Annotated in this window: 1 pseudogene; it reads left to right on the top strand. The window is 37.5% G+C overall.

Annotated elements, in window-relative coordinates:
* Positions 1–267, top strand: a pseudogene (locus ACPYOJ_RS35565) (hypothetical protein); the annotation flags it as partial.

Below are 267 nucleotides of genomic sequence, written 5' to 3'. Positions count from 1 at the left end.
GTATCGGACTGGTAAACAAAGCCGATGAAGAACTGGTGCATGCTAAAGTTTTAAAAGCAATTAATAATTACCTGTCACCTGAAGTTCATTTTTATTCATTACAGCAAATGCTGGATAAAGGTCTGGCAACCGATCAGATTTTTGAAGGACCGCTTTTAGATAATGGTTTTATTGATACCGAAGAACTTAGAAACAGTCAGCTGAGAAGAGAAGTCCGTCTTTCTGATATCATCAGTGAAGTCATGAAAATCGATGGTGTGAAAGAGA

This window comes from Rhizobium sp. SVR5-9E (assembly GCF_056755095.1).
The sequence above is the reverse complement of the archived record's forward strand: the minus strand, read 5'-3'. Positions and strand labels throughout refer to the sequence as shown.